19 protein-coding genes are annotated in these 21447 nt (G+C 60.6%); 17 read left to right on the top strand and 2 right to left on the bottom strand.

The genetic code is table 11. The annotated features are described in order from the left end of the window. Nucleotides 1-7 precede the first annotated feature (7 nt). From rnhB to ispD, 9 genes are all read left to right on the top strand, one after another. Nucleotides 8-646 (top strand): ribonuclease HII, encoded by a 639-nt coding sequence (gene rnhB / locus M1E16_RS21705; RefSeq protein ID WP_458130360.1) that lies wholly within the window; start codon nucleotides 8-10, stop codon nucleotides 644-646. 191 nt (nucleotides 647-837) lie between these two features. Then, nucleotides 838-4359, top strand: a complete 3522-nt coding sequence (gene dnaE / locus M1E16_RS21700; protein ID WP_305499098.1) for a DNA polymerase III subunit alpha — start codon at nucleotides 838-840, stop codon at nucleotides 4357-4359. Nucleotides 4360-4508: 149 nt separating this feature from the next. After that, nucleotides 4509-5456, top strand: a complete 948-nt coding sequence (locus M1E16_RS21695) for an acetyl-CoA carboxylase carboxyltransferase subunit alpha (protein ID WP_434656053.1) — start codon at nucleotides 4509-4511, stop codon at nucleotides 5454-5456. A 133-nt stretch (nucleotides 5457-5589) separates the two neighbouring features. Further along, the gene (tilS, locus tag M1E16_RS21690; RefSeq protein WP_458128347.1) at nucleotides 5590-6918 is read left to right on the top strand and encodes a tRNA lysidine(34) synthetase TilS; all 1329 of its coding nucleotides are present in this window, start codon (nucleotides 5590-5592) and stop codon (nucleotides 6916-6918) included. Nucleotides 6919-7192: 274 nt separating this feature from the next. Then, nucleotides 7193-8824 carry a CTP synthase gene (locus M1E16_RS21685; RefSeq protein ID WP_434572132.1) on the top strand — a complete coding sequence of 544 codons (1632 nt, stop codon included), beginning with the start codon at nucleotides 7193-7195 and terminating at the stop codon, nucleotides 8822-8824. 4 nt (nucleotides 8825-8828) lie between these two features. Beyond that, nucleotides 8829-9674: a 3-deoxy-8-phosphooctulonate synthase gene (kdsA, locus tag M1E16_RS21680; protein WP_041022908.1), complete on the top strand. Its 846-nt coding sequence runs from the start codon at nucleotides 8829-8831 to the stop codon at nucleotides 9672-9674. A 153-nt stretch (nucleotides 9675-9827) separates the two neighbouring features. Next, entirely contained in the window at nucleotides 9828-11117 is a 1290-nt protein-coding gene (gene eno / locus M1E16_RS21675) for a phosphopyruvate hydratase (RefSeq protein WP_258631378.1), read from the top strand. A 168-nt stretch (nucleotides 11118-11285) separates the two neighbouring features. Next, complete coding sequence (gene ftsB, locus M1E16_RS21670; protein ID WP_003184873.1) at nucleotides 11286-11564, top strand: cell division protein FtsB; 279 nt, start codon at nucleotides 11286-11288, stop codon at nucleotides 11562-11564. Further along, complete coding sequence (ispD, locus tag M1E16_RS21665) at nucleotides 11561-12268, top strand: 2-C-methyl-D-erythritol 4-phosphate cytidylyltransferase (RefSeq protein WP_458128346.1); 708 nt, start codon at nucleotides 11561-11563, stop codon at nucleotides 12266-12268. The genes ftsB and ispD overlap by 4 nt, the downstream gene beginning before the upstream one ends. Nucleotides 12269-12418: 150 nt before the next feature. Here ispD and M1E16_RS21660 read toward each other — a convergent pair whose 3' ends face one another. Beyond that, nucleotides 12419-13315 carry a LysR substrate-binding domain-containing protein gene (locus M1E16_RS21660; RefSeq protein WP_092330626.1) on the bottom strand — a complete coding sequence of 299 codons (897 nt, stop codon included), beginning with the start codon at nucleotides 13313-13315 and terminating at the stop codon, nucleotides 12419-12421. A gap of 107 nt (nucleotides 13316-13422) precedes the next feature. Between M1E16_RS21660 and M1E16_RS21655 the strand changes: the two genes are divergently transcribed. The 8 genes from M1E16_RS21655 (at nucleotide 13423) to rpoS (ending at nucleotide 20561) form a co-directional block, all read left to right on the top strand. Further along, nucleotides 13423-14535: an S-(hydroxymethyl)glutathione dehydrogenase/class III alcohol dehydrogenase gene (locus tag M1E16_RS21655; protein ID WP_214915574.1), complete on the top strand. Its 1113-nt coding sequence runs from the start codon at nucleotides 13423-13425 to the stop codon at nucleotides 14533-14535. A gap of 8 nt (nucleotides 14536-14543) precedes the next feature. Then, the gene (gene fghA, locus M1E16_RS21650) at nucleotides 14544-15389 is read left to right on the top strand and encodes an S-formylglutathione hydrolase (protein ID WP_458128345.1); all 846 of its coding nucleotides are present in this window, start codon (nucleotides 14544-14546) and stop codon (nucleotides 15387-15389) included. Between the two features lie 43 nt (nucleotides 15390-15432). Next, nucleotides 15433-15906, top strand: a complete 474-nt coding sequence (gene ispF, locus M1E16_RS21645; protein ID WP_458128344.1) for a 2-C-methyl-D-erythritol 2,4-cyclodiphosphate synthase — start codon at nucleotides 15433-15435, stop codon at nucleotides 15904-15906. Then, nucleotides 15903-16961, top strand: coding sequence for a tRNA pseudouridine(13) synthase TruD (gene truD, locus M1E16_RS21640; protein WP_458128343.1), 1059 nt, complete (start codon nucleotides 15903-15905; stop codon nucleotides 16959-16961). Before ispF ends, truD begins: the two co-directional genes overlap by 4 nt. After that, on the top strand, nucleotides 16949-17698 hold the full coding sequence (gene surE, locus M1E16_RS21635) for a 5'/3'-nucleotidase SurE (RefSeq protein WP_458128342.1): 750 nt from the start codon (nucleotides 16949-16951) through the stop codon (nucleotides 17696-17698). Before truD ends, surE begins: the two co-directional genes overlap by 13 nt. 41 nt (nucleotides 17699-17739) lie before the next feature. After that, nucleotides 17740-18375 carry a protein-L-isoaspartate(D-aspartate) O-methyltransferase gene (locus tag M1E16_RS21630; protein WP_161796107.1) on the top strand — a complete coding sequence of 212 codons (636 nt, stop codon included), beginning with the start codon at nucleotides 17740-17742 and terminating at the stop codon, nucleotides 18373-18375. A 226-nt stretch (nucleotides 18376-18601) separates the two neighbouring features. Continuing rightward, the gene (locus M1E16_RS21625; protein ID WP_458128341.1) at nucleotides 18602-19447 is read left to right on the top strand and encodes a peptidoglycan DD-metalloendopeptidase family protein; all 846 of its coding nucleotides are present in this window, start codon (nucleotides 18602-18604) and stop codon (nucleotides 19445-19447) included. Nucleotides 19448-19553: 106 nt separating this feature from the next. Next, nucleotides 19554-20561: an RNA polymerase sigma factor RpoS gene (gene rpoS, locus M1E16_RS21620; RefSeq protein WP_003198289.1), complete on the top strand. Its 1008-nt coding sequence runs from the start codon at nucleotides 19554-19556 to the stop codon at nucleotides 20559-20561. A 488-nt stretch (nucleotides 20562-21049) separates the two neighbouring features. Here rpoS and fdxA read toward each other — a convergent pair whose 3' ends face one another. Continuing rightward, on the bottom strand, nucleotides 21050-21373 hold the full coding sequence (gene fdxA, locus M1E16_RS21615; RefSeq protein ID WP_030139464.1) for a ferredoxin FdxA: 324 nt from the start codon (nucleotides 21371-21373) through the stop codon (nucleotides 21050-21052). Nucleotides 21374-21447: the final 74 nt, after the last annotated feature.

Genomic DNA, 21447 nt, shown 5'->3' with positions numbered 1-21447 from the left:
CGTGAAGCTGCAGATGGGCCTGGATTTCAACCTGGTCGCCGAAGTCGAAGAGTTGGTCGCGGGTGTCGATGAGGTGGGCCGTGGCCCGTTGTGCGGTGCGGTGGTGACGGCGGCGGTGATCCTCGATCCGAAGCGGCCGATCCTGGGGCTCGATGACTCCAAGAAGCTCACCGAGGCCCGGCGTGAAAAACTCTACGACGAAATCTGCGAAAAAGCCTTGAGCTGGTGCATTGCCCGGGCCGAGGTCGAAGAGATCGACGAGTTGAACATCCTGCATGCCACCATGCTGGCGATGCAGCGGGCGGTACACGGCCTGCACATCACGCCGAAGCTGGCGATGATCGACGGCAACCGTTGCCCCCAGCTGTCGATGCGCGCTGAAGCGGTCATCCAGGGCGACGGCAAGGTGCCGGCTATCGCAGCGGCCTCGATCCTGGCCAAGGTCAGCCGCGACCGGGAAATGGCCGCGTTCGAATTGATTTACCCAGGCTATGGCATCGGCAGCCACAAGGGCTATCCGACCCCCGTTCATCTGGAAGCCTTGGCGCGCCTCGGGCCGACGCCCATCCACCGGCGCTCGTTCGCTCCGGTGCGGCTGGCCTATGAAGCCCGTGATGGGTTGATCGAAAGCGAGGGGTTCACCTGATTCATCGTGGCGAGGGAGCTTGCTCCCGCTTGGGTGCGAAGCGCCCATAAGAAGGGGCTGCTGCGCAGCCCAGCGGGAGCAAGCTCCCTCGCCACGGGTTCGAGTGGACAGCGCGGTTGCTGGCTGATGTTTTACCCAAGGCCCGGTACAATCCGGGCCTTGTTGTTTTCATGACTTAACGCAGGATCACTATGCCGGCTTCATTCGTTCATCTACGCCTGCACACTGAATATTCCCTGGTCGACGGCCTGGTGCGGATCAAGCCATTGGTCAAGACCCTGGTCGGCATGAACATGCCTGCCGTGGCCGTTACCGACCAGAACAACATGTGTTCGCTGGTCAAGTTCTACAAGAACGCCATGGGCGCCGGGATCAAGCCGATCTGCGGTGCCGACCTGTGGCTGGCGAACAAGGACCCGGATGCGCCGCTGAGCCGTATCAGCCTGCTGGTGATGAACGCCGTCGGCTACCGCAACCTCACCGAGCTGATTTCCCGCGGCTTTATCGAGGGCCAGCGCAATGGCTCGATCATCATCGAGCGCGAGTGGGTGGCCGAGGCGAGCGAAGGCCTGATCATGCTGTCCGCGGCCAAGGAAGGTGAGATCGGCCTGGCCCTGCTCAGCGACAACACCGAGGAAGCCGAGCAACTGGCTCGCGACTGGATGACGGTGTTCCCGGACCGCTTCTATATCGAGGTGCAACGCACCAACCGTCCGAATGACGAAGAGCACCTGCACGCCGCCGTGGCCCTGGCCGACAAGCTGGGCGCGCCGCTGGTGGCGACCAACGACGTGCGGTTCATCAAGCAGGAAGATTTCGAAGCCCACGAAACCCGCGTCTGCATCGGTGAGGGGCGGGCCCTTGATGATCCTCGTCGGTCAAAGAACTACAGCGACCAGCAGTACCTCAAGAGCGCCGAGGAGATGGCGGAGCTGTTCAGCGATCTGCCCGAAGCGCTGGAAAACACCGTCGAGATTGCCAAGCGCTGCAACATCGAAGTGAAGCTGGGCAAACACTTCCTGCCCAACTTCCCGATTCCCGATGGCATGACCATCGATGAGTATTTTCGCAAGGTGTCGTTCGACGGCCTGGACGAGCGCCTCAAGGTCCTGCTGCCCAAGGACACCACCGAAGATTACGAAGCCAAGCGCCAGGTCTATGTCGACCGGCTGAATTTCGAGCTGGATATCATCATCCAGATGGGCTTCCCCGGTTACTTCCTGATCGTGATGGATTTTATCCAGTGGGCCAAGAGCAACGGCGTGCCCGTCGGCCCAGGGCGGGGGTCGGGTGCCGGTTCGCTGGTGGCCTATGTGCAGAAGATCACCGACCTCGACCCGCTGGAATATGACCTGCTGTTCGAACGTTTCCTCAACCCGGAACGGGTTTCCATGCCCGACTTCGACGTCGACTTCTGCATGGACGGTCGCGACCGGGTGATCGATTACGTCGCCGAGAAGTACGGCCGCAACGCGGTAAGCCAGATCATCACCTTCGGTTCCATGGCCGCCAAGGCGGTGGTGCGTGACGTGGCGCGGGTGCAGGGCAAGTCCTACGGCCTGGCGGATCGCCTGTCGAAGATGATTCCCTTCGAAGTCGGCATGACCCTGGAAAAAGCCTACGAGCAGGAAGAGATCCTGCGCGATTTCATCAAAGTCGATGAAGAAGCGGCGGAAATCTGGGAGATGGCGCGCAAGCTCGAAGGCGTGGTGCGTAACGTCGGCAAGCACGCCGGTGGCGTGGTGATCGCGCCGACCAAACTGACTGACTTTTCGCCGATTTATTGCGACGAAGAGGGTGACGGCCTGGTGACCCAGTTCGACAAGGATGACGTCGAGGCGGCCGGCCTGGTGAAGTTCGACTTCCTCGGCCTGCGGACCCTGACGATCATCGATTGGGCGCTCAAGACCATCAACCGCGACCGGGCCAAGGTCGGCGAAGAGCCGCTGGACATCGCCTTCATTCCGCTGGACGACAAGCCGACCTACAGCCTGTTGCAAAAAGCCGAAACCACCGCGGTGTTCCAGCTTGAATCGCGCGGCATGAAGGAGCTGATCAAGAAGCTCAAGCCCGACTGCCTCGAAGACCTGATCGCACTGGTGGCCCTGTTCCGTCCGGGCCCTCTGCAATCGGGCATGGTCGATGACTTCATCAACCGCAAGCACGGGCGCGCCGAGCTGGCGTACCCGCACCCCGACTACCAGTACGACGGCCTCAAGCCTGTGCTGGCGCCGACCTACGGCATCATCCTGTATCAGGAACAGGTGATGCAGATTGCCCAGGTCATGGCCGGTTACACCCTCGGCGGCGCGGACATGCTGCGTCGAGCCATGGGTAAGAAAAAGCCCGAGGAGATGGCCAAGCAACGCGGGGGTTTCATCGAGGGTTGTGCGAACAACGGTATCGATGCGGACCTGGCGGGCAACATCTTTGACCTGGTGGAAAAGTTCGCCGGCTACGGCTTCAACAAATCCCACTCCGCCGCCTATGGCCTGGTTTCGTACCAGACCGCGTGGCTGAAGGCGCACTACCCGGCGCCGTTCATGGCCGCGGTACTCTCGGCGGACATGCACAACACCGACAAGGTCGTGACCTTGATCGAAGAAGTGCGGACCATGAAGCTGCGCCTCGACGCGCCGGATGTGAACGCTTCGGAGTTCAAATTCACGGTCAACGACGAAGGCCGCATCATCTACGGTCTTGGCGCGATCAAGGGCGTGGGCGAGGGTCCGGTGGAGGCGATCACCGAAGCGCGCCAGGACGGGCCGTTCAAGGACCTGTTCGATTTTTGCGCGCGGGTCGACCTCAAGCGCATCAACAAGCGCACCCTCGACGGGCTGATCCGCAGTGGCGCGCTGGACCGCTTGGGCCCGTACTTCCAGGATGAGCCCAAGGCCTACCAGGCCAACATCGACCGCAACCGTGCGGTGTTGCTGGCGGCGATGGAGGAGGCGATCAAGGCTGCTGAACAGACCGCCCGTACCCACGACAGCGGCCACGCCGACCTGTTTGGCGGGCTGTTTGTCGAGGAAGACGCCGATGTGTATGCCAACCATCGCAAGGCCAAGGAGCTGACCCTCAAGGAGCGCCTCAAGGGCGAGAAAGATACCTTGGGCCTGTACCTGACCGGCCACCCGATCGACGAATACGAGGGCGAAATCCGCCGCTTCGCTCGCCAGCGCATCATCGACCTCAAGCCCGCTCGCGATACGCAAACCGTCGCCGGCATGATCATCGCCCTGCGGGTAATGAAGAACAAAAAGGGCGACAAGATGGGCTTCATCACCCTCGACGACCGCTCCGGGCGTATCGAAGCGTCGTTGTTTGCCGATGCGTTCCATTCGGCGCAGTCGCTGTTGCAGACCGATGCAATGGTTGTGGTGGAAGGCGAGGTCAGCAACGACGATTTCTCCGGTGGCCTGCGGCTGCGGGTCAAGCGGGTGATGAGCATGGAGGATGCCCGTACCAACCTGGCCGAGAGCCTGCGCCTGAAGTTGCAGACCCAGGACCTCAAGGGCGATCAGCTACGCTGGTTGGGCGAGTTGTTCAAGCGCCACCGTGGTGCGTGCCCGATCACCATGGAATACGTGCGCCCCGATGCCAAGGCCGTGCTGCAGTTCGGCGAGGGCTGGCGGATCGACCCGGCGGATGCGTTGATTCAAGCCTTGCGTGACCAGTTCGGCAAAGACAACGTCTTCCTCCAATACCGTTGACGGCCAGGGGCCACTCCTGAACCTGGAGCGCCCCTGACCTCGACTCGAATTTTTAATCTCGACCTGAACGCGCCTCTCCCTTAAGGTAGGCGCGAATAGACAACCGGCCGGCCCAAGCTCACTTGGACGTCGACCCAAGACGGACGCCTATGAACCCGAATTTTCTAGATTTCGAACAGCCGATCGCCGACCTTCAAGCCAAGATCGAAGAGTTGCGCTTGGTCGGTAACGACAATTCGCTGAATATCGGCGATGAAATCTCTCGGCTGCAGGACAAAAGCCGCACGCTGACCGAAGACATCTTCGGCAAGCTGACCAGCTGGCAGATCGCGCGTCTGGCGCGGCATCCGCGTCGTCCCTACACCCTGGACTACATTGAACACATCTTCACCGAGTTCGATGAGCTTCACGGCGACCGTCACTTCTCCGATGACGCCGCGATCGTCGGCGGTGTCGCCCGTCTGGATGACCAGCCGGTGATGATCATCGGCCACCAGAAAGGCCGCGAAGTGCGCGAGAAAGTACGCCGCAACTTCGGCATGCCGCGTCCGGAAGGCTACCGCAAGGCCTGCCGCCTGATGGAAATGGCCGAGCGCTTCAAGATGCCGATCCTGACGTTCATCGACACGCCGGGCGCCTACCCGGGTATCGACGCCGAAGAGCGCAACCAGAGCGAGGCGATTGCCTGGAACCTGCGCGTGATGGCTCGCCTGAAGACCCCGATCATCGCTACCGTGATCGGCGAAGGCGGTTCCGGCGGGGCGTTGGCCATCGGCGTTTGTGACCAGTTGAACATGCTGCAATATTCCACTTACGCGGTGATTTCGCCGGAAGGCTGCGCCTCGATCCTGTGGAAAACCGCCGAGAAGGCGCCGGACGCCGCAGAAGCCATGGGCATCACCGCCGAACGCCTGAAGGGCCTGGGTATCGTCGACAAGGTAATCAGCGAGCCAGTGGGCGGTGCCCATCGCGACCCGGCCGCGGCCGCAGCGCTGATTCGCGCGGAGCTGAGCGCCCAGCTGTCGATGCTCAAGAACTTCGATAACGACGCGCTGCTGGCGCGTCGCTACGAGCGGTTGATGAGCTACGGTCTCTGATCCGACTGCAACACCCATGTGGGAGCGAGCCTGCTCGCGAAAGCGGATTGACATTCAACAGATGAGTTGACTGATACACCGCCATCGCGAGCAGGCTCGCTCCCACATTTGCTTTGTGTGAAGGCCAGTTTCCATGAATCAACCCACCATTGACCTGACGGCCCGGCTCCTCACCCAACTATCCCCCTGGCGCAACGCCGCCACCTGGCGCATCGCTTTCTCCGGTGGCCTCGATTCCACTGTCCTGTTGCATCTGCTCGCGACCCTTTCGAAAAACCATTCGTTGCCTGCGCTGAGCGCCATCCACGTCCATCATGGCCTCCAGGCTGTGGCCGATGCCTGGCCTGAACATTGTCATCGGGTTTGCGCAGCCCTTGGCGTGGCTCTGGAGGTGGTCAGTGTGCAAGTCCGCCCCGGCGCCAGCATCGAACAAGCCGCCCGTGACGCGCGGTATGCGGCGTTCATTGCCGCGACGCAGGGCAACGAAGTGTTGCTCACGGGGCAGCATCGTGATGATCAGGCAGAAACCCTGATGTTTCGTTTGCTGCGCGGGGCAGGGGCGAGGGGCTTGGCGGCGATGCCCCGGCAGCGTCCCTTGGGCCAGGGGCACTTGTTGCGGCCATTGCTCGACGTGTCCCGGGCAGAGTTGGAAAACTACGCGGCGGAGCAAGGCCTGGACTGGATCGAGGATCCCTCCAACAACGATCTCCGGTACGCGCGCAATTATCTGCGCCAGCGGGTCTTCCCGGTGTTGTCCGCGCAGTGGCCCCAAGCGTCGTTGACCCTGGCCCGCAGCGCCGCGCATTTGAGCGAGGCCCAGGGCTTGCTGGACGAGCTGGCGCAGCTCGATCTGCACCGCGCCCGCATCCCGGACGCATTCGACTGGCTCGGGCTGCAGTCGCTTGAACTGCCGCCGTTGCGGGCCTTGTCGCCCGCCCGACAGCGCAATGCGCTGAGTCATTGGCTGGCGCCGCTGACGACCCTTCCCGACAGCGATCATTGGGTCGGCTGGGACTCACTGCGTGACGCGCAAGAGGACGCCCGCCCGATCTGGCGACTGGCCGGCGGCGAATTGCACCGGGCCGGCGCAAGAGTCTGGTGGTTATCCGACCACTGGCTGCGCCCGGTCTCGGGCTCCGTAGCCTGGGAACGGGTTGATCAGCCCCTGTCATTGCCCGATAACGGCAGGGTGATCCTGCGCGGCAAGGGCCCCGTCGGCCCACTCTGTATTCGTTATCGCCAAGGCGGCGAAGTGCTTGACGTTCCCGGCCGTGGTCACCGTGATCTCAAGCGCCTGCTCAATGAAAGCGGCCTGCCGGCGTTCGTCCGCGGTCGATTGCCGCTGCTTTATCAAGGTGAACAATTATTGGCGGTGGCCAATCTGACCGGGCTCGACGCGCAGGCCGATGGCAGTTGGCAATTGATCTGGACGCCAGGAAGCCAAGATCTGGGTTTGAGCTGAAAGGGGCTTTCCGGTAGACTACGCTCCCTTCTTGATACAACTTCTGTGGATTCGCCTGAATTGCAGGAGTTGCCGATTACCAAGCAGTCTTTGCTGGGCGATTCCAAAAAATGTGTAGCGAGCAACGTACCGGTGATTTCACCTCCGGTCTGTCCCGACGCGGCGGTTTTTTTGAAAGGTGCACTGTGATTAATGCAGGTGATCGGGGGCTTCGGCCTTCCTTCGCTCTCCCCGGCGGCTCGGACCGCTTTAACGCAGACTTCTAGGGTTTTTCATGACGCGCTACATATTCGTCACGGGCGGTGTTGTTTCTTCATTGGGGAAAGGCATTGCCTCGGCTTCATTGGCGGCCATCCTGGAGGCGCGGGGACTTAAGGTCACCATGCTCAAGCTGGACCCGTACATCAACGTCGACCCGGGCACCATGAGCCCGTTCCAGCACGGTGAAGTGTTCGTCACCCACGACGGCGCCGAGACCGACCTGGACCTGGGCCACTACGAGCGGTTCATCCGCACGACCATGACCCAGAACAACAACTTCACCACCGGCCGTGTCTACGAGCACGTGTTGCGCAAGGAGCGTCGGGGTGACTACCTGGGCGCGACCATCCAGGTCATTCCGCACATCACCGACGAAATCAAGCGCCGCATCATCAAGGGTGCCGGCGACGCCGACGTGGCGATGGTCGAGATCGGCGGTACCGTGGGCGACATCGAATCCCAGCCGTTCCTTGAGGCCATCCGCCAGCTGCGTTTCGAAATCGGCGCCAAGCGCGCGATGCTGATGCACCTGACACTGGTTCCGTACATCGCTACCGCCGGTGAAACCAAGACCAAGCCGACCCAGCACTCGGTCAAGGAGCTGCGCTCCATCGGCCTGCAGCCGGACGTGCTGATCTGCCGCTCCGACCACCCGATCGATATTTCCTCGCGCCGCAAGATCGCCCAGTTCACCAACGTTGAAGAGCGTGCGGTGATCGGCCTGGAAGACGCCGACACCATCTACAAGATCCCCGGCATCCTGCATTCCCAGGGCCTGGATGACTTCGTCGTCGAGCGCTTCGGCCTGCAATGCGCCAGCGCCGACCTGTCCGAATGGGACGCGGTCGTCGATGCCAAGCTGAACCCGGAGCACGAAGTCACCATCGCCATGGTCGGCAAGTACATGGAGCTGCTGGACGCTTACAAGTCGCTGATCGAGGCGATGAGCCATGCCGGCATCAGCAACCGCACCAAGGTCAACCTGCGCTACATCGATTCCGAAGATATCGAGAACCAGGGCACCGGCCTGCTTGAAGGCGCCGATGCGATCCTCGTGCCGGGCGGCTTTGGCCTGCGGGGCGTGGAAGGCAAGATCACCGCGGTGCAATACGCTCGCGAGAACAAGGTGCCTTATCTGGGTATCTGCCTGGGCATGCAAGTGGCCGTCATCGAGTTCGCGCGTAATGTGATGGGCTGGAAGGACGCCAACTCCACCGAATTCGATCGCGCCAGCGGCCACCCGGTCGTGGGCCTGATCACCGAGTGGGAAGACGCCACCGGCTCGGTCGAAGTGCGTACCGAAACTTCCGATCTGGGCGGTACCATGCGCCTCGGTGCCCAGGAATGCCTGCTTGAAGCTGGCTCCAAGGTGCACGATTGCTACGCCAAGGACGTGATCGTCGAGCGTCACCGCCACCGCTATGAAGTCAACAACAACCTGCTGCCACAACTGATCGAAGCCGGCCTGAAAATCTCCGGCCGCTCCGGTGACGGTGCGTTGGTTGAAGTGGTCGAGGCCGCGGATCACCCGTGGTTCGTCGCTTGCCAGTTCCACCCGGAGTTCACCTCGACACCGCGTGACGGTCATCCGTTGTTCAGCGGTTTCGTGAAAGCCGCTTTGGCTCAACACCAGAAGAAGGCATAAGACCATGGCCCAGAAGATCATCCGCGTCGGCGACATCGAGATTGCCAACGACAAACCCATGGTGCTGTTCGGCGGCATGAACGTGCTTGAAAGCCGCGACATGGCAATGCAGGTCTGTGAGGAATACGTCAAGGTCACCCAGAAGCTGGGCATCCCTTACGTGTTCAAGGCCAGCTTCGACAAGGCCAACCGCTCATCCGTGACGTCCTACCGTGGTCCGGGCCTGGAAGAGGGCATGCGGATCTTCCAGGACATCAAGCAAGCGTTCGGCGTGCCGATCATCACCGACGTGCACGAGCCTGACCAGGCCGCGGTTGTCGCCGAGGTCTGTGACATCATCCAACTGCCGGCCTTCCTGTCGCGCCAGACCGACCTGGTGGTCGCGATGGCCAAGACCGGCGCGGTGATCAACATCAAGAAAGCCCAGTTCCTCGCGCCCCAGGAAATGAAACACATCCTGAGCAAGTGCGAAGAGGCCGGCAACGATCAACTGATCCTCTGCGAGCGCGGTTCGAGCTTCGGCTACAACAACCTGGTGGTGGATATGCTCGGCTTCGGCATCATGAAGCAGTTCGAGTACCCGGTATTCTTCGACGTCACTCATGCGCTGCAGATGCCCGGTGGTCGGTCCGATTCCGCCGGCGGTCGTCGCGCCCAGGTAACCGACCTGGCCAAGGCCGGCATGAGCCAGTCCTTGGCGGGCCTGTTCCTCGAAGCCCACCCTGATCCGGACAACGCCAAGTGCGACGGCCCTTGTGCCCTGCGCTTGAACAAGCTGGAACCTTTCCTGTCTCAGCTCAAGGCGCTGGACGAGCTGGTCAAGGGTTTTCCGACGATAGAAACCGCGTAACACGGCTTTCTCCGGTAAAGTACCGCTCGATAAACGCTCTGGCCTGCGGGCCGGGCGTTATCGTCGGCGAGTCTGCCCGCTGCTCTGTACCCGCCGACGGTAAAGATTTCCTCTCGCTGCGTCGTTTTCGTCAACTTTGGAGTGTTCACAACAATGGCAAAAATCGTCGACATCAAAGGTCGTGAAGTTCTCGACTCCCGTGGCAACCCCACTGTCGAAGCGGACGTGCTTCTCGACAACGGCATCATCGGCAGCGCCTGCGCGCCGTCCGGTGCTTCCACTGGCTCGCGCGAAGCGCTGGAGCTGCGTGATGGCGACAAGAGCCGTTACCTGGGCAAGGGCGTGCTGAAAGCCGTCGCCAACATCAACGGTCCGATCCGCGACCTGTTGCTGGGCAAGGACCCTGCCGACCAGAAAGCCCTCGACCAGGCCATGATCAAACTCGACGGTACCGAAAACAAAGCGACCCTGGGCGCCAACGCGATCCTCGCCGTTTCCCTGGCCGCCGCCAAGGCTGCCGCCCAGGACCAGGACCTGCCGCTGTACGCGCACATCGCCAACCTGAACGGTACCCCGGGCGTCTACTCGATGCCGGTGCCGATGATGAACATCATCAACGGCGGCGAGCATGCCGATAACAACGTCGACATCCAGGAGTTCATGGTCCAGCCGGTCGGCGCCAAGTCCTTCTCCGAAGGCCTGCGTATGGGCACCGAGATTTTCCATCACCTCAAGGCTGTGCTGAAGGCCCGTGGCCTGAGCACCGCGGTTGGCGACGAGGGCGGCTTCGCGCCGAACCTGGCGTCCAACGAAGACGCGCTGAAAGTGATCTCCGAAGCCGTGGCCAACGCTGGCTACAAGCTGGGCACCGACGTGACCCTGGCCCTGGACTGCGCGGCCAGTGAGTTCTTCGAAGACGGTAAATACAACCTGTCCGGCGAAGGCCAGGTGTTCACCGCCGAAGGTTTTGCCGACTACCTCAAGGGCTTGACCGAGCGCTACCCGATCATCTCCATCGAAGATGGCCTGGACGAGTCCGACTGGGCTGGCTGGAAAATCCTCACCGACAAGATCGGCGAGAAAACCCAGCTGGTGGGTGACGACCTGTTCGTGACCAACACCAAGATCCTGAAAGAGGGCATCGACAAGAAGATCGCCAACTCGATCCTGATCAAGTTCAACCAGATCGGTACCCTGACCGAAACCCTGGAAGCCATCCAGATGGCCAAGGCTGCCGGCTACACCGCGGTCATCTCCCACCGTTCCGGTGAAACCGAAGATTCGACCATTGCCGACCTGGCCGTGGGGACTGCGGCAGGCCAGATCAAGACCGGTTCCCTGTGCCGTTCCGACCGCGTTTCCAAGTACAACCAACTGCTGCGTATCGAAGAGCAGTTGAACGGCAAGGCCAAGTACAACGGCCGTGCCGAGTTTCGCGGCTAAGCGGTAAATGGTAAAAAGACAGCGGATTGTGTCGCAAAGGTCGCCAAGGCGACGGTTTTGCCTCTAATCTGATGCCTTATCAAGCACAAGCCTGGATTTTCCAGGCTTCGTGCTATCAGACCTTCAAGTTTGGCATGGCGGTCTTTTTTCACTGGATACTGATATTCGATGCGCAGTCCCAATTGGTTGTTTCTTGTCTTGCTTCTCTTGCTGGCCGGCTTGCAGTACCGCCTGTGGGTGGGTAATGGCAGCCTGGCGCAAGTGGCCGACCTGACTCAGCAAATTGCCGACCAGCACGCTGAAAACGAGGCGCTGCTGGAGCGTAACCGGGTAATGGACGCCGAAGTGACAGAGCTGAAAAAAGGCATGGAGACCGTTGAAGAGCGGGCTCGACATGAGCTGGGCATGGTCAAGGAGGGCGAAACCCTCTACCAGTTGGCCCAATGAGTATTCGTTTGCCGGCCTTCTGGGCCGTGATTCCTGCCGCGGGCGTTGGTGCCCGCATGGCCGCGGACCGTCCCAAGCAATATCTGCAGCTGGGCGGACTTACCATTCTCGAACACAGCCTTGGCTGCTTTCTCGACCACCCAACCGTCAAGGGCGTGGTGGTCAGCGTTGCACAGGATGATCCTTACTGGCCGACACTGGCCTGCGCCAGCGATCCTCGAATCCAGCGTGTGGACGGCGGTGAGCAGCGTTCCGATTCGGTGCTCAATGCCTTGTTGCACCTTCATGAACACGGCGCCGACGATTTCGATTGGGTGCTGGTGCATGACGCCGCGCGGCCCAATCTGGCGCGAGGCGATCTCGACACATTGCTCCATGAGCTGGCGAACGATCCGGTCGGAGGACTGTTGGCAGTGCCCGCCCGCGATACGCTCAAGCGCGTCGACAAGCATGGCCGTGTGCTGGAAACAATCGATCGCAGCGTGATCTGGCAAGCCTACACGCCACAGATGTTCCGCCTCGGCGCCTTGCATCGGGCCCTGGCCGACAGCCTGGTGGCGGATGCACTGATCACCGACGAAGCTTCGGCCATGGAATGGGCGGGGCAGGCGCCTCGGTTGATCGAAGGGCGATCGGACAACATCAAGGTCACCCGGCCGGAAGACCTGGAGTGGTTGCGCCAGCGCTGGACGAATCGGCGCTGAGCGCTGGAGGCGTCTTCCTGACCGTCTTCGCGAGCAGGCTCGCTCCCACATTGGATCTTCAGTCGCCATGAATGTTGGGTACAACCAGAAACCTCTGTGGGAGCGAGCCTGCTCGCGATAGCAATTGCTCAGGTAACACAAAAACCACGGTCACCCCCGATACTCCGGCCGCTCAGCCAACCCCTCCTTCAAGTAATCCACCAACTTGCGCACCTTGGGCGACAGATGTCGCTGCTGCGGGTACAGCGCCCAAACCGCCGTATTCGGCGGCTGATGAGCCTCCAGCAAAGAGATCAGCGCACCGCTGTGCAGATGTTCAAGCACGTAATAATCCGGCAATTGGCACAAACCCACCCCTTGCAGCGCCGCATCAAGCACCGCTTGCCCACTGTTACAACGCCAGTTTCCCTGCACCCGTTGAGAAAATTCCCGCCCGTTCTGCTCCAGTTGCCAAATGTCGGAGCTGCCGATGAGGCAGTTGTGACGGCTCAGTTCCGACACACTGTGGGGCCGACCGTAGCGTTCCAGATAGGACGGTGATGCGCAGAGGTACATGCGCCGCGGCGCCAGGCGTGTCGCGACCAGGCGCGAGTCCTGCAGGCGGCCGAGGCGAATCGCCAGATCAAGACTTTCGTGGACCAGGTCCAGTGGGCGATTGCTCAGTTCGATGTCTACTCGCAGTTGCGGGTACAGCCCCATGAACCGCGTCACCAGCGGCACGATAAAGCGCTCGCCATAGGCCACGGCGCAGGTCATTCGCAGCATGCCCTTGGGTTCGCTGGTGAGATCACCCACCGCCCGCAGCGCTTCCTCGCGTCCGTCCTGCAGGCGTTGGCAATGCTGGAGAAAAGTCTGACCAGCCTCGGTGAGGGTCACACGCCGGGTACTGCGATAGAGCAATCGTGTCTGCAGACGCTCTTCCAGCCGTACGATTTGTCGACTGATGTGAGAAGACGAAACCCCAAGGCGCTCGGCCGCCGCGGTGAACTGGCTGCATTCGGCCACGGCGACGAACTCGTCGATGCCTTCCCAGCGATTGTCAGACATGGAAGATTGTCCCTATACGGCAATAATGTTTTGCTTTTGGTTGGATTATTCATCGTTCGGCGAAGGATTACACTCCCGGTCTTGTTTTTATTTGCCGGAGAATCCGAATGATCAAGTCGCGCGCCGCCGTTGCCTTCGAGGCCAAGAAACCCCTGGAAATCGTTGAAGTCGACGTCGCCATGCCGAAAGCCGGCGAGGTGCTGTTGCGCGTGGTGGCTTCGGGCGTTTGCCATACCGACGCCTACACGTTGTCGGGCGCCGACCCGGAGGGGATCTTCCCGTCGATCCTCGGACATGAAGGCGGCGCGATCGTCGAGGCCATTGGCGAAGGCGTGACTTCGGTGGCGGTGGGTGACCATGTGATTCCGCTGTACACACCGGAGTGCGGCCAGTGCAAATTCTGCAAATCGGGCAAGACCAACCTGTGTCAGGCGATTCGCGCCACCCAGGGCAAAGGCCTGATGCCGGACGGCACTTCGCGCTTTTCCTACAAGGGCGAGACGATTTTCCACTACATGGGCACTTCGACGTTCTCTGAATACACCGTGCTGCCGGAAATCTCCGTAGCGAAGATTCCAAAAGAAGCGCCGCTGGAAAAAGTCTGCCTGCTGGGCTGCGGCGTCACCACCGGCATCGGCGCGGTGCTCAATACCGCCAAGGTCAAGCCAGGGGACACCGTGGCAATCTTCGGCCTGGGCGGCATCGGCCTGTCGGCAGTGATCGGCGCAGTGAAAGCCAAGGCCTCGCGCATCATCGCCATCGACATCAACCCGGCCAAATTTGAAATCGCCAGGCAGCTCGGCGCGACCGATTGCGTCAACCCGAAAGACTTCGATCGCCCGATCCAGGAAGTCATCGTCGACATGACCGATGGCGGCGTGGACTTCTCCTTTGAATGCATCGGCAATGTCCAGTTGATGCGCGCCGCGCTGGAATGCTGCCACAAGGGCTGGGGCGAGTCGGTGATCATCGGCGTGGCCGGGGCCGGCCAGGAAATTGCCACCCGTCCATTCCAGCTGGTAACCGGCCGCGTCTGGCGCGGTTCGGCCTTTGGCGGCGTGCGTGGTCGCAGCGAGTTGCCAAGCTATGTGGAAATGGCCGAAAAGGGCGAGATCCCGCTGGATACTTTCATCACCCACACCATGGGCCTGGAAGATATCAACAAGGCATTCGACCTGATGCACGAAGGCAAGAGCATCCGTACCGTTATTCATTTCTGAGGTCGGTCATGAGCCTGGAAAACATCTCCTGCCAGAAAAGCTTCGGCGGCTGGCACAAACGTTACCGACACCGTTCCGAAGTGCTCGGTTGTGACATGGTCTTTGCCGTCTACCTGCCGCCGCAAGCCGAGCGGGGCGGTAAGCTGCCGGTGCTGTACTGGTTGTCCGGACTGACCTGCACCGATGAAAACTTCATGCACAAGGCCGGTGCCCAGCGCATGGCCGCCGAGTTGGGGCTGATCATCGTTGCGCCGGATACCAGCCCCCGTGGCGCCGACGTGCCGGGCGACCCGGACGGCGCCTGGGATTTCGGCCTGGGCGCGGGTTTTTATGTGAACGCCACGCAGGATCCTTGGGCGCGGCACTATCGGATGCATGATTATGTGGTGCAGGAATTGCCGACGCTGGTCGAAGCACATTTCCCTGCCTCGGATAAACGCGGCATCAGCGGTCATTCCATGGGCGGCCATGGCGCGCTGGTCTGCGCCTTGCGCAACCCTGGGCGCTACCGTTCGGTGTCGGCTTTTTCGCCAATCAACAACCCGATGGATTGCCTGTGGGGGCAGAAGGCTTTTTCCCGCTACCTGGGGGAAGACCGCTCGAAATGGCGTGAGTGGGATGCCTGTGCATTGATTGCCGAGGCGCAGGAAAAGCTGCCACTGCTGGTGGATCAGGGTGATCGCGATGATTTCCTGGCCAATCAGCTCAAGCCCGAAGCGCTGCAGCAGGCGGCCAAAGCGGCCGGTCATCCGCTGGAGTTACGCCTGCAACCAGGCTACGACCACAGCTATTTCTTCATCGCCAGCTTTATTGATGAACACTTGCAGCATCATGCGCGCGCTCTGAACGCCTAATGCAGGTAGAATCACGCCCTGACAAAAATCGGGGCGTTTTTTTATGCGTATTGGCCACGGCTACGATGTTCACCGTTTCGCTGAAGGCGACTTCATTACTCTGGGCGGCGTGCGTATCGCACACGGCTTCGGGCTGCTTGCGCATTCTGACGGTGACGTGTTGCTGCACGCCTTGAGCGACGCTCTGCTCGGCGCGGCTGCCCTGGGCGACATCGGCAAGCATTTCCCGGACACCGACCCGCAATTCAAAGGCGCTGACAGCCGTGTACTGCTGCGCCACGTGGTCGCGTTGATCCACGCCAAGGGCTGGGTCGTCGCCAATGTCGACAACACCATTATTGCCCAGGCCCCCAAGATGGCGCCGCACATCGAAGCGATGCGCCAGCGGATTGCCGAGGATCTCCAGGTTGAGCTGGACCAGGTGAACGTCAAGGCCACCACGACCGAGAAGCTTGGTTTCGTTGGTCGCGAAGAAGGCATCGCCGTTCATTCCGTCGCCTTGTTGCAGCACCCATGACCGAACTGGAACTCTTGGGCCCGCGGGCCTACGGTGAGACATTGGGCCGTGCGGTACTGAAGGCTACCGCCGAGGACTTCCAGGTCGACGAAGTGCTTGATATTCCGTTGTCCGGTGATGGCGAGCATCTGTGGATCTGGGTGGAAAAACGCGGCTTGAATACCGAGGAGGCTGCCCGGCGAATCGCCAAGGCCGCCGGCGTGCCTTTGCGCACGGTCAGCTACGCCGGGCTCAAGGATCGTCAGGCCCTGACCCGGCAATGGTTCAGCGTGCAGTTGCCCGGCAAGGCCGACCCAGACCTGTCGACGGCAGAAAACGATACGCTGAAGATCCTCAAGACCGCACGCCACAGACGCAAGCTGCAGCGCGGCGCGCACTCGGCCAATGGCTTTACCTTGCGTCTGACCCAATTCTCGGGCGACAAAGAGTCTATCGAGACACGTCTGCAACACATCGCCCTTCAAGGCATTCCGAATTATTTTGGTGCCCAGCGCTTTGGCCATGATGGCGGCAACGTCGTCGATGCCCGTGCCTGGGCGGCGCGCAAGGCTTTGCCGGAGCAGCGCAACGTGCGTTCTCGGCTGTTGTCCACCGCGCGCAGCTTTCTGTTCAACCGGGTGCTGGCGGCGCGAGTCGCCGACGGTACCTGGCGGCAAGCCCAGGTGGGCGACTTGCTCGCCTTTACCGACAGCCGCAGTTTTTTCCCAGCCGGTGAGGCTGAGTGCAGCGATCCGCGCCTGGCCATTCTCGATCTGCACCCGACCGGGCCGCAGTGGGGCGAAGGACCTTCGCCCGCCGCCGCGGCAACCTTCGAATTGGAGCAGGCCATCGCCGCTGACGAGGCCGATCTGCGGGACTGGTTGATAAACGCGGGAATGAGTCACGAACGTCGCATCCTGCGACTGCCCATTGGCGGGCTGTCGTGGCATTATCCCTCGCCTGACATTCTGCAATTGGAATTCGTCCTGCCGGCCGGATGTTTCGCCACTGTCTTGGTGCGCGAACTCGTCGATCTGGTGCCGGTGGGGCAGACGGACAGCCCATGCGTATTCTGATTTCTAACGACGACGGGGTGACAGCACCCGGTCTTGCCGCGCTTTATGCTGCGCTGGCGGATTTTGCCGAGTGCGTGGTCATCGCCCCGGACCAGGACAAAAGCGGCGCGAGCAGCTCGCTGACGCTCGACCGTCCGTTGCATCCCTGCTACCTGGACAACGGTTTCATCAGCCTCAACGGTACGCCGACCGATTGCGTGCACCTGGGCCTGAACGGCCTGCTGGAGCGCGAGCCCGACATGGTGGTTTCCGGGATAAACCTGGGGGCCAACCTGGGCGATGACGTACTGTATTCCGGAACGGTCGCCGCCGCCCTGGAAGGTCGTTTCCTCAACCATACGTCGTTTGCCTTTTCGTTTGTTTCACGGCAGGTCGACAATTTGCCCACTGCCGCCTACTTCGCCCGCAAACTGGTGCAGGCCTATGGCGAGCTGGACCTGCCGCCGCGTACGGTGCTGAACGTGAATATCCCTAATCTGCCGCTTGATCATATCCGTGGCATCCAGCTCACTCGCCTGGGCCACCGCGCCCGTGCCGCCAGGCCGATGCATGTTGTCGACCCGCGCGGCAAGGCTGGCTACTGGATCGCCGCTGCTGGTGATGCCGAAGATGGCGGGCCTGGCACCGACTTCCATGCAGTGATGCAGGGCTATGTCTCGATCACACCCTTGCAGCTCGACCGCACTTTCAACGATGCCTTTCGAAGTCTCGATGGCTGGCTGGAGGGGCTGCGCTGATGGGTCGTGAACAAGACGATATGCTGCGCCGCGGGATTGGCATGACCTCCCAGCGGACCCGGGAACGGTTGATCCAGCGGCTGTACGAAGAAGGCTTGTCCAACGCCCAGGTGCTCGAGGTGATTCGCCGTACGCCGCGTCATCTTTTCGTCGATGAAGCGTTGGCCCATCGCGCCTATGAAGACACGGCGTTGCCGATCGGCCACAACCAGACCATTTCCCAGCCCTACATGGTGGCTCGCATGAGCGAGTTGCTGCTGGAAGCGGGGCCGCTGGACAAGGTGCTGGAGATCGGCACGGGCTCGGGCTACCAGACCGCGGTATTGTCGCAGTTGGTGGAGCGGGTGTTTTCCGTGGAGCGAATCAAGGTCCTGCAGGATCGCGCCAAGGAGCGCCTGGTGGAGCTGAACCTGCGCAACGTGGTGTTTCGCTGGGGCGACGGATGGGAAGGCTGGCCGGCACTGGCGCCTTATAACGGCATCATCGTCACGGCCGTTGCCACCGATGTTCCCCAGGCTCTGCTGGACCAACTCGCTCCCGGCGGGCGACTGGTGATTCCGGTGGGTGCGGGCGAAGTCCAGCAACTGATGTTGATTGTGCGTGAAGAACACGGTTTTTCACGACACGTCCTCGGGGCGGTGCGTTTCGTGCCGTTGCTCAATGGGCCATTGGCCTGAGCATTTATAGACAGATGCTGAATTCCGGGGCACGACATGTGTCTTACGGCAGCAGCTGTTCGACGAGCGCTGGTTTGCCGAACAGCGTTCAACAGCGTCGAGCAAACGTGTGCGGCAGCTTTTCGCGCTTCCTATATAGAAGCGTGGTGTCGGCTCGCCACGGGGCAATATTTCTGCCTGGACAGGCAGTGTGCAATTTTTTCAGCCACCACAAAGGGAGCGGCGGGTGAGTCTCACAGTCATTGCGCAGCGTATGGGTATCACGAGCTTCAAGCGCCTGGTGACTGGCCTTCTCTTGAGTACCTTGCTGGTCGGTTGTTCCAGTACTCCGTCGGGTAATGTCCGGGTGGTCGATCGCAACAATGCGACACCGCAGCGGCCTACAGTGACGACCGGCCAGTATGTAGTCCGTCGCGGCGATACGCTGTTTTCCATCGCGTTTCGCTACGGCTGGGACTACAAAGCCCTCGCGGCTCGCAACAACATTCCTGCGCCTTATACGATCCATCCGGGTCAGACAATTCGCTTTGACGGTCGCAGTGCCTCAACGCCTACCGCGGTCGTGACGCAGTCGGGTTCGACCCCGTCATCCTCGAGCAAAACCACGGTTATCCGTCGTCCGGCCAGTGCCGCAACGGCGACTGTACCGTCCGTCGCGAACAAGCCGGCACCCGCTCCGATGCCTCCGGCGGGCCCCGCCCCGACCGGCTGGGGATGGCCTTCTAATGGCGTTCTCATTGGAAAATTCTCTTCAAACGGTAGTTTGAATAAAGGAATTGATATCGCCGGGGATTTGGGACAGCCTGTTTTGGCAGCGTCTGATGGCACGGTCGTGTACGCCGGGAGTGGTTTAAGGGGCTACGGCGAACTCGTGATCATCAAACACAGCGATACCTACGTCAGTGCCTACGGTCACAACCGCAGGCTGTTGGTTCGGGAGGGGCAGCAGGTCAAGGTCGGACAGACAATTGCCGAAATGGGCTCAACGGGTACGGATCGAGTGAAACTGCATTTTGAGATTCGCCGACAAGGTAAACCTGTGGATCCGCTGCAATTCCTGCCACGTCGTTGATTTGCTTGTCAGCCTGTTCCGTCGCGTAGAGGGAACAGGCTCCAGCGTTGCCAAGGATAAAGGCGTCGCTTGAGCTTGAGGTCGAACTCACCAAAGGACTATAACAATGGCTCTCAGTAAAGAAGTGCCGGAGTTTGACATCGACGATGAGGTCCTCCTTATGGAGACCGGCATCGCTATGGATTCGATGTCGAATGATGAAGGGGCGACTCCACCTTCCGTTCGTGCCAAATCCAAACACTCCGCTTCACTTAAACAACATAAGTACATCGATTACACCCGGGCGCTGGACGCCACTCAGCTGTACCTCAACGAAATCGGCTTCTCACCATTGCTCTCCCCCGAGGAAGAAGTTCATTTTGCGCGCTTGTCGCAAAGTGGCGACCCGGCGGGTCGAAAACGCATGATTGAAAGCAACCTGCGCCTGGTGGTGAAAATCGCCCGACGCTACGTCAATCGTGGGCTTTCGTTGCTGGACCTGATCGAAGAGGGCAACCTGGGCCTGATTCGCGCCGTCGAGAAGTTCGACCCCGAGCGCGGCTTCCGTTTCTCGACCTATGCGACCTGGTGGATCCGCCAGACCATCGAACGGGCGATCATGAATCAGACCCGGACCATCCGGCTGCCGATCCACGTGGTCAAGGAACTCAACGTCTACCTGCGGGCCGCCCGCGAGTTGACCCAGAAGCTCGATCACGAACCTTCACCCGAGGAAATCGCCAACCTGCTGGAAAAACCGGTGGGCGAGGTCAAGCGCATGCTCGGTCTCAACGAGCGGGTCTCATCGGTCGACGTTTCACTGGGGCCAGACTCGGACAAGACGCTGCTCGACACCCTTACCGACGATCGTCCGACCGATCCATGCGAGTTGCTCCAGGATGATGACTTGTCCCAGAGCATCGACCAATGGCTCTCGGAGCTCACGGACAAGCAACGGGAAGTGGTGATCCGCCGCTTCGGCTTGCGCGGTCATGAAAGCAGCACCCTTGAAGACGTGGGTCTGGAGATTGGTTTGACCCGTGAGCGGGTCAGGCAGATCCAGGTCGAAGGCCTCAAGCGCCTCCGGGAGATCCTGGAGAAGAACGGCCTGTCTAGCGAGTCGTTGTTCCAGTAAATCAGGCAAGCGCAGCAGAGAAAGCCCCGACTGAGTTCGGGGCTTTTGCTTTTGCCGCAGAGAGAATTTCTCATCAGCCCATTTTGTAGCTTCAGTTTGTAAGCTTTTGCCTAGTGTTACGTAAGCGTTCGGTTCCACGACGATGGGACAGATTGCTAATAAAGCGCTTTATAAGCTTGCAAATAACTGTTTTTAAAAGATTTTCATAAGTGTGAATGGCTCGTGACAGTGCCGGCGGAGCGCCGCCGAGGCATTGCACTCGTTTGGGAAAACTCTAATATCAATCCTGTGTCGACGGACAGACACACCCGTCAAGGACGATGGGACAGGAAGGACATCGCAGGACGCGATTCATCAGGACGATGAAAAGGATTAAAGGGATTATGGAAAAAATGTGGGCGGGTCAAACCGCCCCTTTTTTTTGCCCGCGATTTTGTTCCAGGCAGCAAAAAGGCCCGCAAGGGGCCTTTTCAGCGAACGCTGGGTAATCAGCGTTCCAGGTCTGCGATCTTGCCAGTCTTGCCATCCCATTCTTCGGCGTCGGGCAGGGCGTCTTTCTTCTCGGTGATGTTCGGCCAGATATCCGCCAGTTCGGCGTTCAGCTCGATGAAGTTCTCCATACCGGCCGGCACTTCGTCTTCCGAGAAAATGGCGTTCGCCGGGCATTCCGGTTCACACAGGGCGCAGTCGATGCACTCGTCCGGGTGAATGACCAGGAAGTTCGGGCCTTCGTAAAAGCAGTCCACCGGACAGACTTCTACGCAGTCGGTGTACTTGCACTTGATGCAGTTGTCGGTGACGACGAAGGTCATTTCTAGTTCTCTCCTCAGGCGGCTGCGGCGAAGCCCCATCACGGTAGGGGTCGCGAGGTTCGGGAGCGATTGTC

The organism is Pseudomonas sp. Z2-11, assembly GCF_054161305.1.
The sequence above is the reverse complement of the archived record's forward strand: the minus strand, read 5'-3'. Positions and strand labels throughout refer to the sequence as shown.

Coding starts and splice junctions, on each gene's coding strand:
- dnaE (WP_305499098.1), top strand. CDS start 838: ATGCCGGCTTCATTCGTTCATCTACGCCTGCACACTGAATATTCCCTG.
- M1E16_RS21695 (WP_434656053.1), top strand. CDS start 4,509: ATGAACCCGAATTTTCTAGATTTCGAACAGCCGATCGCCGACCTTCAA.
- tilS (WP_458128347.1), top strand. CDS start 5,590: ATGAATCAACCCACCATTGACCTGACGGCCCGGCTCCTCACCCAACTA.
- M1E16_RS21685 (WP_434572132.1), top strand. CDS start 7,193: ATGACGCGCTACATATTCGTCACGGGCGGTGTTGTTTCTTCATTGGGG.
- kdsA (WP_041022908.1), top strand. CDS start 8,829: ATGGCCCAGAAGATCATCCGCGTCGGCGACATCGAGATTGCCAACGAC.
- eno (WP_258631378.1), top strand. CDS start 9,828: ATGGCAAAAATCGTCGACATCAAAGGTCGTGAAGTTCTCGACTCCCGT.
- ftsB (WP_003184873.1), top strand. CDS start 11,286: ATGCGCAGTCCCAATTGGTTGTTTCTTGTCTTGCTTCTCTTGCTGGCC.
- ispD (WP_458128346.1), top strand. CDS start 11,561: ATGAGTATTCGTTTGCCGGCCTTCTGGGCCGTGATTCCTGCCGCGGGC.
- M1E16_RS21660 (WP_092330626.1), bottom strand. CDS start 13,315: ATGTCTGACAATCGCTGGGAAGGCATCGACGAGTTCGTCGCCGTGGCC.
- M1E16_RS21655 (WP_214915574.1), top strand. CDS start 13,423: ATGATCAAGTCGCGCGCCGCCGTTGCCTTCGAGGCCAAGAAACCCCTG.
- fghA (WP_458128345.1), top strand. CDS start 14,544: ATGAGCCTGGAAAACATCTCCTGCCAGAAAAGCTTCGGCGGCTGGCAC.
- ispF (WP_458128344.1), top strand. CDS start 15,433: ATGCGTATTGGCCACGGCTACGATGTTCACCGTTTCGCTGAAGGCGAC.
- truD (WP_458128343.1), top strand. CDS start 15,903: ATGACCGAACTGGAACTCTTGGGCCCGCGGGCCTACGGTGAGACATTG.
- surE (WP_458128342.1), top strand. CDS start 16,949: ATGCGTATTCTGATTTCTAACGACGACGGGGTGACAGCACCCGGTCTT.
- M1E16_RS21630 (WP_161796107.1), top strand. CDS start 17,740: ATGACCTCCCAGCGGACCCGGGAACGGTTGATCCAGCGGCTGTACGAA.
- rpoS (WP_003198289.1), top strand. CDS start 19,554: ATGGCTCTCAGTAAAGAAGTGCCGGAGTTTGACATCGACGATGAGGTC.
- fdxA (WP_030139464.1), bottom strand. CDS start 21,373: ATGACCTTCGTCGTCACCGACAACTGCATCAAGTGCAAGTACACCGAC.